Origin of the sequence: Streptomyces sp. NPDC049687 (assembly GCF_044465285.1) — a bacterium.
Lineage (GTDB): Bacteria > Actinomycetota > Actinomycetes > Streptomycetales > Streptomycetaceae > Streptomyces.
Genome location: NZ_JBITLN010000018.1, coordinates 83,862 through 97,468 on the forward strand (window position 1 = coordinate 83,862; position 13,607 = coordinate 97,468).

Consider the following 13,607-nt stretch of genomic DNA (forward strand, 5'->3'; position numbering starts at 1 on the left):
CGGGACTCATCACCGCTCATCACCCCGAACCACCCGAGCCCGGAGCACGTGGAGGCGTCATGACAGCCCCGAGTACAGCCCCCGCACCCCCGTCCCCCTCCAAGAAGGGGAGCCGCTGGATCGAGGAGTGGGACCCGGAGAACGAGACCTTCTGGAACGAGAAGGGCGAGAAGATCGCCCGCCGGAACCTCGTCTTCTCCGTCCTCTCCGAGCACATCGGCTTCTCCGTCTGGACGATGTGGTCCGTGCTGGTGCTCTTCATGGGCCCGGAGTACGGCCTCACCCCCGCCGACAAGTTCCTGCTGACGTCGATGGTGACGCTGGTCGGAGCGGTCGTCCGGGTGCCGTACACCTTCGCCGTCGCGATCTTCGGCGGCCGGAACTGGACGATCATCTCCGCCGCCCTGCTGCTGATCCCCACCATCGCCGCCTTCACGGTGATGGAGCCGGGGACCTCCTTCAACACGTTCCTCATCGTCGGCCTGATCGCGGGCATCGGCGGCGGCAACTTCGCCTCCTCCATGACCAACATCAACGCCTTCTTCCCGCTCCGCAAGAAGGGGTGGGCGCTCGGTCTGAACGCGGGCGGCGGCAACATCGGTGTGCCGGTCCTGCAGCTGGTCGGCCTCGCCGTCATCGGCGCCAGCGCCGGTCCGCGCGTCCTGCTCGGGATCTACATCCCGCTCATCGTGATCGCCGCGACCCTCGCCGCGCTGTACATGGACAACCTGTCGTCCGTGAAGAACGACACCGGCGCCGCGATCGACTCCGCGAAGGACGCCCACACCTGGATCATGTCCTTCCTCTACATCGGCACGTTCGGCTCGTTCATCGGCTACAGCTTCGCCTTCGGCCAGGTCCTGACGAACCAGTTCGGCCGTACGCCCCTGCAGGCGGCCTACCTCACCTTCATCGGCCCGCTGCTCGGCTCGCTGATCCGTCCGGTGGGCGGCTGGCTGGCCGACAAGTACGGCGGCGCGAAGATCACCCTCTACAACTACGTCGGCATGGCCGCCGCCACCGCCGTCCTGGTCTTCGCCAGCATGCAGAAGTCGCTGCCGCTCTTCGTCGCCGTCTTCGTGGTGCTGTTCGTGCTCAGCGGCCTCGGCAACGGGTCGACGTACAAGATGATCCCCGGCATCTTCCAGACGAAGGCCCTCGCCAAGGGCCTCGAAGGGGAAGCGGCGGCCGCCTACGGGCGCCGGCTCTCCGGCGCCTCCATGGGACTCATCGGCGCGGTCGGCGCCCTCGGCGGTGTCGGCATCAACCTGGCCTTCCGCCAGTCCTTCCTCTCCTACGGCTCCGGGACCGGCGCGTTCGTCGCCTTCCTCGCCTTCTACGCGGCCTGCTTCGCGGTCACCTGGGCCGTATACCTTCGTCGCCCGGCCGGCCGGGTGGCGGCGGCGGACTCGGCCTCCGAGCAGAAGCCGCAGCTCAGCTACGCCGAGGTGTGACGTAACACCAGCGACATGTAGCCGAACCGAGCCTGTCACGGACCGTTGACAGGCTCGTTCGGCATGTAGGGCCACGCAGGACGACTCGAGTGCGGGACGAGAGTTATGTACCAGGAACAGCAGCAACCGGACGCCGGACCCCAGGCCGCCGTCGAACACGGACCCCTCGCGGGTTTCACCGTGGGCGTGACGGCCGCGCGTCGGGCCGAGGAGCTCGGCGCGCTGCTCCAGCGGCGGGGGGCGGCCGTGGTGCACGCGCCCGCCCTGCGGATCGTGCCGCTCGCCGACGACGGCGAACTGCTCGCCGCGACCAAGGACCTCATCGACCAGGCGCCGGACGTGGTCGTGGCGACGACCGCGATCGGATTCCGGGGCTGGGTCGAGGCCGCCGAGGGGTGGGGACTCGGTGAGCAGCTGCTGACCCGGCTCGGCACGGTGGAGCTGCTCGCCCGGGGCCCCAAGGTCAAGGGCTCGATCCGCGCCGCCGGTCTGACGGAGGAGTGGTCGCCGTCGTCGGAGTCCATGGCCGAGGTGCTCGACCGGCTGCTGGAGGAGGGCGTCGAGGGCCGTCGGATCGCCGTCCAGCTGCACGGTGAGCCGCTGCCCGGGTTCGTGGAGTCGCTGCGGGCCGGGGGAGCGGAGGTCGTGGGCGTGCCGGTCTACCGGTGGATGCCGCCCGAGGACATCACTCCGCTGGACCGGCTCCTCGACGCGGCCGTCTCGCGCGGCCTCGACGCGATCACCTTCACCAGCGCCCCGGCGGCCGCGTCCCTGCTCTCCCGGGCCGAGGAGCGGGGCCTGCTGCCCGAGCTGCTCGCCGCGCTCCACCACGACGTGCTGCCGGCCTGCGTCGGGCCGGTGACCGCACTGCCGCTCCAGGCGCACAACGTGGACACCGTCCAGCCGGAGCGCTTCCGGCTCGGGCCGCTGGTGCAGTTGCTGTGCCAGGAACTGCCGGGGCGGGCGCGGGCGTTGCCGATCGCCGGGCACCGGGTGGAGATCCGCGGGCACGCGGTGCTGGTGGACGGCTGCCTGAGGCCGGTGCCGCCGGCGGGGATGTCCTTGCTGCGGGCGCTGTCGCGGCGGCCGGGGTGGGTGGTGCCGCGCGCCGACCTGCTGCGGGCACTGCCCGGCGCCGGCCGCGACGAGCACGCCGTGGAGACGGCGATGGCCCGTCTGCGCACCGCCCTGGGCGCGCCGAAGCTGATCCAGACGGTGGTGAAGCGGGGGTACCGGCTGGCGCTGGATCCGGCCGCCGACACGAAGTACGCGGACGCGTGAGCCGTGGCGGAAGCCGACTGACGACCGGGGCCGCTTGACGAAGGAGGGGTTCCGGTCCGGGTGGGGCCCAGGGCACTGTGAGGGGAACGGTTTCCTCAGGAACGCTCCGACGCAGGCGGTGGCGCATGGCACTGGGCACGGCCACGGAACCCTACGAGCTGCGCTTCGACGCCGGACGCAGTTGTCTCGACCTCCTCGCGACCAGCCATCCCCACGAACACCTCGACGGCGTCGCCCCGTTGCGGGCCTGGATCCGTGGCGCCGGACTCGTGCCGCCGGACACGCCGCTGACCCACGCGGACGCCTCCTGGCCGCCCGCCTTCCGTGAACTGCGGTCCGCCGTCGACCGGTTGGTCCGGAGCTGGCTGTCCCGCGGTCACCCCGACCGGTACGACGTCGACCTCACCCGCCTCAACGACGCCGCGCGCGCCGCACCGCCCGTCCCGCGCGCCGTACGCGAGGAGGACGGCACCCTCGTACGGGAGTTGGAGGGGCAGCCGGACTGCGCCGCGCTGCTCGCCGCCGTCGCCCGGGACGCCGTGGAACTGCTCACCGATCCCGTCGCGCGGGCGGGGCTGAGGCAGTGCGAGGGGGACAACTGCCCCATCGTGTACGTCGACACGTCCCGGGGGCGGCGCAGGCGATGGTGTTCGAGCGAGGTCTGCGGGAACCGGGAACGGGTCGCACGGCACCGCAGACGTGCTGCGCTCGCTCGAAACCAACTGCCCGGTATGCGTCTTCTTTGACGAGGTGACAGGAAACGCGACGGGCGTTGCCGAAGAATTGTCGAAGTGATTTCGACAACATCATGTTTGCCCATGCCTGGGTAAGGGCAGCTCGCGCGAACTTGTCAGTGTGGCGAAAATGTGAAGAAGAAGCGGTGGGAATGTGCCGCCATGTCCCCCTCGTCATGACACCCCGAAGAAAACTGTCTCCCTGGTTTGAACACTCCACACCCCCCGTCCGTACCCCTCGGCGAGCGACCGACTGGGGGAACCCCCGGACACCGGAGGTGGGCGTGCGCAAGGATGCGGCCGTGGCCAATGAACGTGGATCGAGGGCCCGACATCGCATGTCCCAGCCCTCGGAACCTGACGAGGAGCTGATGCGTGCTCTGTATCGGGAGCATGCCGGACCTTTGCTTGCGTATGTCCTGCGCCTGGTTGCCGGAGACCGGCAGCGCGCCGAGGACGTAGTGCAGGAGACACTCATCCGTGCCTGGAAGAACGCCGGTCAGCTCAATCGAGCGACCGGATCGGTACGCCCCTGGCTGGTGACGGTCGCGCGCCGCATCGTCATCGACGGCCACCGCAGCCGGCAGGCCCGGCCGCAGGAGGTCGACCCGTCGCCGCTGGAGGTCATCCCCGCGGAGGACGAGATCGACAAGGCGCTGTGGCTGATGACGCTGTCCGATGCACTCGACGACCTGACCCCGGCCCACCGGGAGGTGCTCGTCGAGACGTACTTCAAGGGGCGTACCGTCAATGAGGCGGCCGAGACGCTGGGTATTCCCAGTGGCACCGTCCGCTCACGGGTCTTCTATGCCCTGCGGTCGATGAAGCTGGCTCTGGAGGAGCGGGGGGTGACGGCGTGATGAGTATGTATGGGGGGTTCGGAGCAGGTGGGCCGGGTATGTCTGGCCCCATGCAGGGATCTGTGGGATCTCCGAGCCCGAGCGAACACGAAACCGTGGGCGCCTACGCCCTCGGCATCCTCGACGACGCCGAGGCGACCGCCTTCGAAGCCCATCTCGCCGGGTGCGAGTGGTGCGCGCAGCAGCTCGACGAACTCGCCGGCATGGAGCCGATGCTGGCCGCGCTCGCGGACCTGCCGGGCTCCGGCACCCCCGCGATCGGCGACTCCCTGTCCGCCCGGCCCAGCCCCCGCCTAGTGGAGAAGCTGGTCGACGAGGTGTCCGAGCGACGCGCCCAGAAGCGCCGCCGCTCCTTCTACCTGGTGGCGGCCGCCGCGGCGCTGATCATCGGCGGCCCGGTGGGCGTCATGGCGGCGACCGGCGGCGACGACGGCGGCAAGGCCCCGGTGGCGAGCAGTACCACCAACCCCGCCAAGAGCACCTTCGAGACGCTCTCCGACAAGATCTCCGCGACCGACCCCGCGTCCAAGGTCACGGCGACCGTCGCCATGGGCGAGAAGGCGTGGGGCTCCGAGATCGGCGTCGAGCTGAAGAACGTGTCCGGACCGGAGAAGTGCTCGCTCATCGCCGTCGGCAAGGACGGCAAGCGCGAGACGGTCTCCTCCTGGTCGGTCCCGGAGTGGGGCTACGGCCTCCCCAACGCCACGACCGAACAGGCCAAGAACCCCCTCTACGTCGTGGGCGGCGCGGCCTTCAAGCCGAACGAGATCGACCACTTCGAGGTCATGACCTTCGACGGCGACAAGCTCGTCCAGGTCGACGCGTAGAGGCCCGCCTCTCGCCTCCACCGGCCCCCTTCGCGTACGGTTGACGGCTGCCCAGCACGTCAGAAGGGGGCCCGGTGGCCGTTCAGGCTCAGCAGGAAACCGCGGTCGTCGCCGCATCGGACTCGGTCCGGGAACGCGAGATCAGCGTGGAACAGGAACACCTGGACCGGGTGTACCGGCGCCTCGAGGAGAAGATCCACGAGGCGGAGTTCCTCATGCACGACGCGGCCCAGCGCGGCCACGTCGGCACGCCCGGCGCGCTCGCCGAGCGTGACGCCCAGGTCTTCCGGGCGGGCGTCCATCTCAACCGGCTCAACAACGAGTTCGAGGATTTCCTGTTCGGCCGGATCGACCTGCTGCCCGGCAGGGACGGCAAGAAGGGCCCCGACGGTGCCTACACCGCCGTGGAGCCCGCCGACGGCGCCGTGCGGGAGGACAACACCGCCGACATCGCCGAGACCCTCCACATCGGCCGTATCGGAGTCCTGGATTCCGAGTACGCGCCGCTGGTGATCGACTGGCGGGCGCCCGCCGCCGCTCCCTTCTACCGGTCCACCCCCGTCGACCCGGGGCGGGTCGTACGGCGCCGGGTGATCCGTTCCAAGGGGCGGCGCGTCCTCGGGGTCGAGGACGACCTGATGCGGCCCGAGCTGAAGGCGTTCCTCGACGGCGACGAGCTGCCCGTCATCGGCGACGGCGCCCTGATGGCCGCGCTCGGCCAGGCCCGCAGCCACACCATGCGCGACATCGTCTCCTCCATCCAGGCCGAGCAGGACCTGGTCATCCGCGCCCCCGCCTCCTCCGTGACGTACGTCGAGGGCGGCCCGGGCACCGGCAAGACCGCCGTGGCCCTGCACCGGGCCGCGTACCTGCTGTACCAGGACCGGCGCCGGTACGCGGGCGGCATCCTCATCGTCTCGCCCACACCCCTGCTCGTCGCCTACACCGAGGGCGTGCTGCCCTCCCTGGGTGAGGAGGGCCAGGTCGCCATCCGCGCCATCGGCTCCCTCGTCGACGGCGCCGAGGCCACCCTGTACGACTCCCCGGCGGTGGCCCGCGCGAAGGGCTCGTACCGGATGCTGAAGGTGCTGCGCAAGGCCGCCCGCGGTGCGCTGGAGAACGGCGGCGGCGGAGGCGGGGACGGACAGCTCGCCCTCGACGGCAGCCCGGCCGACGCGACGGGCACGACCCCCGGCCGGCTGCGTGTCGTGGCCTTCGGGCGGCGGCTGGAGCTGGAGGCCGCCGACCTGGACCGGATCCGGCAGAGCGCCCTCGCCGGTACCGCCCCCGTCAACCTGTTGCGCCCGCGCGCCCGCAAGCTGCTCCTGGACGCCCTGTGGGAGCGCTCCGGCGCCGCAGGCCGCCACACCGACCCCGAACTCGCCGCCGAACTGCGCTCCTCCTTCGACGAGGACGTCACCGGAGAGGACAGCTTCATCGCGTTCCTGAACGCCTGGTGGCCCGAGCTGACCCCCAGGGCCGTGCTGGCCGCGATGGCCGACGAGCGGCGGCTCGGCCGCTGGGCCCGCCGGATCCTCAACCCCGGCGAGGTCCGCAAGGTCGCCCGCTCGCTGAAGCGGGACGGCTGCTCGGTGCACGACATCGCCCTGCTCGACGAGCTCCAGGCGATCCTCGGCACCCCGGCCCGCCCGAAGAAGAAGCGCGAGTTCGACCCGCTGGACCAGCTCACCGGCCTGGAGGAGCTGATGCCGGTGCGCGAGGAGTCGCAGCGCGAGCGCGCCGAGCGGCTCGCCGCCGAGCGCGTCGAGTACGCGCACGTCATCGTCGACGAGGCCCAGGACCTCACGCCGATGCAGTGGCGCATGGTCGGCCGCCGCGGCCGGCACGCCACCTGGACGGTCGTCGGCGACCCGGCGCAGTCCTCCTGGTCCGATCCCGACGAGGCCGCCGAAGCCCGCGAAGAGGCCCTCGGCAGCCGCCCGCGCCGCCGCTTCCGGCTCACCGTGAACTACCGCAACCCGGCCGAGATCGCGGAACTGGCCGCGAAGGTGCTGGCCCTGGCCATGCCCGGGGCCGAGTCCCCGTCGGCGGTCCGCTCGACAGGCGTCGTACCCCGTTTCACGGCCGTGACGGACACCCTGGGCGCCACCGTCCGCGCCGAGGCCGGACGTCTCCTGGACCGGGTCGACGGCACCGTCGGCGTCGTCGTCGCGATGCAGCGCCGCGAGGAGGCCCGCCGCTGGCTCGCCGGGCTCGGCGACCGGGTCGTCGCCCTCGGCAGCCTGGAGGCCAAGGGCCTGGAGTACGACGCCACGGTGGTCGTCTCGCCCGCGGAGATCGCCGACGAGTCCCCGGCGGGCCTGCGTGTGCTGTACGTCGCCCTGACCCGGGCCACGCAGCAGCTCACGGTCGTCTCGGGGGAGCGCGACGAACCGGACGCACAGGGCGTCCCCGACCTGCTCAGGGACTGAGGGCCGGGCATCCGGCGGATCGTTTCCTGTGAACTGTCCCGCACGGGAATGGTCTTCGGGGATCCGTTTGTTAGCCTGGGTGTGACACCGGCCCGATCCAAGCCCCCGGGCCCAACCTTCGTCGCTACGAGCGACCACTTGCCGCGAGGCGAGCATGGCGGGTCGGTGTCATGAACGGAGAAGAGGCCCACGTCGAATGTGACGTGGGCCTCTTCGTCGTTGGGGCCGCCGTCGGGCCCGTCGATGCTCATTGAGAACAAAACGATCGCAATTGAGGGCGGCTTTCACGTACTCGTCGGTAGGTGCGACGATCGGACGGCAAACCCGCGACCCAGCAGTGCAGAGGAAGTCGGCCATGGCAACGGCGCCCAGCGTCTCCTACTCGATGACGGTCCGGCTGGAGGTGCCCGCGAGTGGAACCGCGGTCTCCCAGCTCACCGGAGCCGTCGAGTCCCACGGAGGCTCGGTGACCGGCCTCGACGTCACCGCCTCCGGGCACGAGAAGCTCCGCATCGACGTCACCATCGCGGCCACCTCCACCGCGCACGCCGACGAAATCGTGCAGCAGCTGCGCGAGATCGAGGGCGTCACGCTCGGCAAGGTCTCCGACCGTACGTTCCTGATGCACCTCGGCGGCAAGATCGAGATGGCGTCGAAGCACCCCATCCGCAACCGTGACGACCTCTCCATGATCTACACGCCCGGCGTGGCCCGTGTCTGCATGGCGATCGCCGAGAACCCCGAGGACGCCCGCCGCCTCACCATCAAGCGCAACTCCGTTGCGGTCGTGACGGACGGCTCGGCCGTGCTGGGGCTGGGCAACATCGGCCCCAAGGCCGCCCTGCCCGTCATGGAGGGCAAGGCGGCCCTCTTCAAGCGGTTCGCCGGCATCGACGCCTGGCCGATCTGCCTGGACACCCAGGACACCGACGCGATCGTCGAGATCGTCAAGGCGATCGCCCCCGGTTTCGCGGGCATCAACCTCGAGGACATCTCCGCCCCGCGCTGCTTCGAGATCGAGGCCCGCCTGCGCGAGGCCCTCGACATCCCCGTCTTCCACGACGACCAGCACGGCACCGCGATCGTCGTCCTGGCGTCCCTGACGAACGCGCTGCGTGTCGTGGGCAAGGGCATCGAGAACGTCCGCGTGGTCATGTCCGGCGCCGGCGCGGCCGGCACGGCCATCCTCAAGCTGCTGATCGCCGCGGGCGTCAAGAACGCCGTCGTCGCCGACATCCACGGCGTCGTGCACGCCGGCCGCGAGGACCTGGTGGACGCCGCCCCGGGGTCGGCGCTGCGCTGGATCGCCGACAACACCAACCCCGAGGCCCTCACCGGCACCCTGAAGGAGGCCGTGCGCGGCGCCGACGTCTTCATCGGCGTCTCCGCCCCGAACGTCCTCGACGGCGACGACGTGGCCGGCATGGCCGAGGGCGCGATCGTGTTCGCGCTCGCGAACCCGGACCCCGAGGTGGACCCGGCGGTCGCCCGCCAGACGGCCGCCGTGGTGGCCACCGGCCGCTCCGACTTCCCGAACCAGATCAACAACGTGCTGGTCTTCCCGGGTGTCTTCCGCGGCCTGCTTGACGCCCAGTCCCGCACGGTCAACACCGAGATGATGCTCGCGGCCGCGAAGGCTCTCGCGGACGTCGTCAGCGGCGACGAGCTGAACGCGAACTACATCATCCCGAGCGTCTTCAACGACAAGGTCGCGGGCGCGGTGGCGGGAGCGGTGCGGGACGCCGCGAAGGCGGCCGGTGCGTCCGCCGCGTCGGCCACGTCGGTCTCGTAGGGTTTCGTCCCGTACTGTGGGGGGACTGTGAGGATCGCCACGGTCCCCCGAGAACGGCGCGTCGGTGTACGCGCTGTCAGTACCTAGCCCTATCGTGACGGCCAGCCTCAGGCTCTCTTCGTGTGACTCCCAAGGGTGTTCTCACGACTCCTGCGGGTGCCGGATTGGCTTTCCCGCCGCAGGTAGGGGCAGGATGCGTCCCTGGGCGCGAGCACATCGACTTCGCTGTGCCCAACATGCGGCTCCGCCGCGTGGCACGCCGCAACGGCAAGAAGAACACGGGAGTAACAACATGAACCGCAGTGAGCTGGTGGCCGCGCTGGCCGACCGCGCCGAGGTGACCCGCAAGGACGCCGACGCCGTGCTGGCCGCGTTCGCCGAGGTCGTCGGCGACATCGTCTCCAAGGGCGACGAGAAGGTCACCATCCCCGGCTTCCTGACCTTCGAGCGCACCCACCGTGCCGCTCGCACCGCGCGCAACCCGCAGACCGGCGACCCGATCCAGATCCCGGCCGGCTACAGCGTGAAGGTCTCCGCGGGCAGCAAGCTCAAGGAAGCGGCCAAGGGCAAGTAAGCCTCCGCCGAGAACGCCGATGGGGCGGCACCCGGACTTCCGGGTGCCGCCCCACCGTGGTTGCGCTCAGAAACGCCCTCGAACGCCGACGGGCCGCTGTTACGGGCCCAGGCCGAGCGCCTTGCCCGGCAGCTCGACCTTCGCGCCCCCAGTTCCGTCAGAACGGCTGCTGTGCCTGTCCGGGGGATGACCCCCGGACCCCCAGCCGGGGGCGCTGCCCTGGGCCGGGGCGGGAAACGGCTGTCAGCCGAGCGCCTTGCCCGGCAGCTCGACCTTCGCACCCAGCTCCATCAACTTCTCCATGCTGTGCCTGTCCGGGGGATGACCCCCGGACCCCCAGCCGGGGGCGCTGCCCTGGACCGTGGCGGGAAACGGCTGTCAGCCGAGCGCCTTGCCCGGCAGCTCGACCTTCGCACCCAGCTCCATCAACTTCTCCATGAAGTTCTCGTAGCCGCGGTTGATGAGTTCGATGCCGTGGACGCGGGAGGTGCCCTGGGCCGCGAGGGCGGCGATCAGGTAGGAGAAGCCGCCGCGGAGGTCGGGGATGACCAGGTCGGCGCCCTGGAGCTTGGTGGGGCCGGAGACGACCGCGGAGTGCAGGAAGTTGCGCTGGCCGAAGCGGCAGTCGGAGCCGCCCAGGCACTCGCGGTAGAGCTGGATGTGGGCGCCCATCTGGTTGAGCGCCGAGGTGAAGCCGAGCCGGGACTCGTAGACCGTCTCGTGGACGATGGACAGGCCCGTGGCCTGGGTGAGGGCGACCACCAGGGGCTGCTGCCAGTCGGTCTGGAAACCGGGATGCACGTCCGTCTCCAGCGCGATGGACTTCAGCTGGCCGCCGGGGTGCCAGAAGCGGATGCCCTCGTCGTCGATCTCGAAGGCACCGCCCACCTTCCGGTAGGTGTTCAGGAACGTCATCATCGAGCGCTGCTGGGCGCCGCGGACGTAGATGTCGCCCTCGGTCGCCAGCGCCGCGGACGCCCAGGAGGCGGCCTCGAGGCGGTCCGACAGGGCGCGGTGGGTGTAGCCGCCGAGCTTGTCCACACCGGTGATGCGGATCGTGCGGTCGGTGTCGATCGCGATGATCGAGCCCATCTTCTGCAGCACGCAGATGAGGTCCTCGATCTCGGGTTCTATCGCCGCGTTGGACAGCTCGGTGACGCCCTCCGCGAGGACGGCCGTCAGCAGCACCTGCTCGGTCGCGCCGACCGACGGGTACGGCAGCCGGATCTTCGTGCCGCGCAGCCGCTGCGGGGCCTCCAGGTACTGGCCGTCGGCCCGCTTCTCGATCTTCGCGCCGAACTGCCGCAGCACGTCGAAGTGGAAGTCGATCGGCCGGCCGCCGATGTCACAGCCGCCCAGGCCGGGGATGAACGCGTGCCCGAGGCGGTGCAGGAGGGGTCCGCAGAAGAGGATCGGAATACGACTCGACCCCGCGTGGGCATCGATGTCGGCGACGTTCGCACTCTCGACGTAGGTCGGGTCGAGCACCAGCTCGCCCGGCTCCTCACCCGGACGTACCGTCACCCCGTGCAGTTGCAGCAGACCGCGTACGACCCGCACGTCACGGATGTCCGGAACGTTGCGCAGCCGGCTCGGCTCACTGCCCAGCAGGGCGGCGACCATGGCCTTTGGTACGAGGTTCTTCGCACCGCGGACACGGATCTCGCCCTCGAGCGGGGTTCCGCCGTGGACAACCAGTACGTCGTCAGAGCCGTTGACGGTCATGTATCTCGCGTTCCATGGGTGGTGGACGGGGGCAGGGCCTGGATCGGTGCAAGGGCCAGAGGAGACAGGGTAATCGCCACCGGGGCCCCTCCCGTAAGCCCGAAGTGTTCCCAGGAACGTCATAGCTGTGTCACAACACGAACCGTTCCGCGGCGGCCACGTGGGGTCACCGTGAAGGTGCTTTCGTGTTCGTGCGCCCGGACCGCGTCCGTGCGCCCGACCTGCCCCTCGCCCCTCTGCCGCATTGGCTCCCCACTTCTCGGAAAGATGCGGGATCATGTCTGGCATGACCGAGGTGTCCTCGCTCACAGGGCGGCTGCTCGTGGCCACTCCCGCCCTGGCGGACCCGAACTTCGACCGTGCGGTGGTGCTCCTTCTCGACCACGACGAGGAGGGTTCCCTCGGCGTCGTCCTCAACCGTCCGACGCCCGTCGGCGTGGGCGACATCCTGGAGGGCTGGGCCGACCTCACCGGGGAACCGGGCGTGGTCTTCCAGGGCGGCCCCGTCTCCCTCGACTCCGCGCTGGGCGTCGCGGTGATCCCCGGGGACTCCTCCGGCGACCGCGGCCCCCTCGGCTGGCGCCGGGTGCACGGCGCCATCGGTCTGGTCGACCTGGAGGCCCCGCCGGAGCTCCTCGCCTCGGCCCTCGGCTCCCTGAGAATCTTCGCCGGGTACGCCGGCTGGGGCCCCGGCCAGCTGGAGGACGAGCTGGTGGAGGGCGCCTGGTACGTCGTGGAGTCCGAGCCCGGCGACGTCTCCTCGCCGTCCCCCGAGCGGCTCTGGCGCGAGGTCCTGCGCCGCCAGCGCAACGAGCTCGCGATGGTGGCGACGTACCCGGACGACCCTTCGCTCAACTGATCCGTCCGAGCTTCAGTACCCTGGGCGCATGAGCACTCTTGAGCCCGAGCGCGGTACTGGTACGGGGACCCTCGTAGAGCCGACGCCGCAGGTGTCGCACGGCGACGGTGACCACGAGCGCTTCGCGCACTACGTCCAGAAGGACAAGATCATGGCGAGCGCCCTCGACGGGACGCCCGTCGTGGCGCTGTGCGGCAAGGTGTGGGTGCCCGGCCGCGATCCGAAGAAGTACCCCGTGTGCCCGATGTGCAAGGAGATCTTCGAGTCGATGGGCGCGGGCGGCGGCGACGACAAGGGCGGCGGCAAGTAGCTCCCTGATTCTCCGAGGCCCCCGGGGCGCGATGTGGCGCGCCCGGGGGCCTTTGGCGTGTTCCGGCGTTGCGTGGAGTGCGTCGCCCGGTCACAGAGTGGTGGAGACCTCTTGTGGTCGTGTTCATGGAGTGCCTAGCCTCCCAAGTGTTGTGCGCAGCGAAACCGTCATTGCGCATGTTGCAACGCTGAGCAGAGGGTCTCTCGCTTCCATGAAGCTCCCCGTCCGTCTCACCGCGCTCGCGGCCGTTCTGCCCGGCGCGGTGAAACAGGAAGCCCCCGGAAGGGCCGGACGACTCCGGCCGGAATCCCCGGACTTCCGGCCAGGGAGCACGTCAATTCCTCAACGGCCTTGTCGTCCCGGGGGCCATGCTGATCGTCTCCGGAGTGATCGCGTTTCTCGCCGCGACCGCCGTGAGGTGATTCCGGTTCCGCTTCCGGACCATCTTGCTGATCATGTTCTGCCCTTCGCGGTCCGGATGCCGAAGGGGTTCGTGAAAGGCGTCCCGGAAGCCCACGAGGAAGCCGCCCACCTCAACGGGCCGAGCCGTACGCGCTTTGTGCGGCAGATCCTTTTCCCTCTCCCTCTTGCCGGGCCTCGTGGCGACCGGCGGACTTTCGCTCGTCTCCGCCTGGAAGATTCCCGACCGGGGGCGGCGTGATGGCCGGCTCCACGGTGATGACGATTCCGGTACTGGTGTTCTTCGTACGCGTACAGCGACGGCTGGTCTCCGGGCCGGGCGGAGCGGTAAAGGACTGA

11 protein-coding genes and 1 pseudogene are annotated in these 13,607 nt (G+C 70.3%); 11 read left to right on the forward strand and 1 reads right to left on the reverse strand.

Annotated features, from left to right (window positions below):
- The first annotated feature begins 59 nt into the window (after positions 1-59).
- The 8 genes from ACIBVL_RS37790 to ACIBVL_RS37825 all read left to right on the forward strand — a co-directional run bounded on the left by ACIBVL_RS37790 (position 60) and on the right by ACIBVL_RS37825 (position 9,954).
- Entirely contained in the window at positions 60-1,454 is a 1,395-nt protein-coding gene (locus tag ACIBVL_RS37790) for a nitrate/nitrite transporter (RefSeq protein ID WP_399104806.1), read from the forward strand.
- A gap of 105 nt (positions 1,455-1,559) precedes the next feature.
- Positions 1,560-2,735 (forward strand): uroporphyrinogen-III synthase, encoded by a 1,176-nt coding sequence (locus tag ACIBVL_RS37795; RefSeq protein ID WP_399104808.1) that lies wholly within the window; start codon positions 1,560-1,562, stop codon positions 2,733-2,735.
- Positions 2,736-2,860: 125 nt separating this feature from the next.
- Positions 2,861-3,481 carry a CGNR zinc finger domain-containing protein gene (locus ACIBVL_RS37800; RefSeq protein WP_399104810.1) on the forward strand — a complete coding sequence of 207 codons (621 nt, stop codon included), beginning with the start codon at positions 2,861-2,863 and terminating at the stop codon, positions 3,479-3,481.
- 326 nt (positions 3,482-3,807) lie between these two features.
- Positions 3,808-4,329 (forward strand): sigma-70 family RNA polymerase sigma factor, encoded by a 522-nt coding sequence (locus ACIBVL_RS37805; RefSeq protein ID WP_010039908.1) that lies wholly within the window; start codon positions 3,808-3,810, stop codon positions 4,327-4,329.
- Positions 4,330-4,379: 50 nt separating this feature from the next.
- On the forward strand, positions 4,380-5,156 hold the full coding sequence (locus tag ACIBVL_RS37810) for an anti-sigma factor family protein (protein WP_399104812.1): 777 nt from the start codon (positions 4,380-4,382) through the stop codon (positions 5,154-5,156).
- A gap of 74 nt (positions 5,157-5,230) precedes the next feature.
- Positions 5,231-7,588, forward strand: a complete 2,358-nt coding sequence (locus tag ACIBVL_RS37815) for a HelD family protein (protein WP_399104814.1) — start codon at positions 5,231-5,233, stop codon at positions 7,586-7,588.
- Positions 7,589-7,943: 355 nt separating this feature from the next.
- A complete protein-coding gene (locus ACIBVL_RS37820) occupies positions 7,944-9,380 on the forward strand; it encodes an NAD-dependent malic enzyme (RefSeq protein ID WP_399104816.1) in 1,437 nt (478 codons plus the stop codon).
- A gap of 292 nt (positions 9,381-9,672) precedes the next feature.
- Positions 9,673-9,954: an HU family DNA-binding protein gene (locus ACIBVL_RS37825; RefSeq protein ID WP_004000874.1), complete on the forward strand. Its 282-nt coding sequence runs from the start codon at positions 9,673-9,675 to the stop codon at positions 9,952-9,954.
- Between the two features lie 378 nt (positions 9,955-10,332).
- On the opposite strand, the gene murA is transcribed toward ACIBVL_RS37825, so the two are convergent.
- Complete coding sequence (murA, locus tag ACIBVL_RS37830; RefSeq protein WP_399104818.1) at positions 10,333-11,679, reverse strand: UDP-N-acetylglucosamine 1-carboxyvinyltransferase; 1,347 nt, start codon at positions 11,677-11,679, stop codon at positions 10,333-10,335.
- 286 nt (positions 11,680-11,965) lie between these two features.
- On the opposite strand from murA, the gene ACIBVL_RS37835 reads away from it, so the two are divergent.
- The 3 genes and pseudogenes from ACIBVL_RS37835 to ACIBVL_RS37845 form a co-directional block, all read left to right on the forward strand.
- Positions 11,966-12,538, forward strand: a complete 573-nt coding sequence (locus ACIBVL_RS37835) for a YqgE/AlgH family protein (protein ID WP_133914983.1) — start codon at positions 11,966-11,968, stop codon at positions 12,536-12,538.
- Between the two features lie 28 nt (positions 12,539-12,566).
- Positions 12,567-12,848, forward strand: coding sequence for a DUF3039 domain-containing protein (locus ACIBVL_RS37840; protein WP_399104821.1), 282 nt, complete (start codon positions 12,567-12,569; stop codon positions 12,846-12,848).
- Positions 12,849-13,141: 293 nt separating this feature from the next.
- A pseudogene (locus tag ACIBVL_RS37845) lies at positions 13,142-13,607 on the forward strand (ABC transporter permease subunit); the annotation flags it as partial.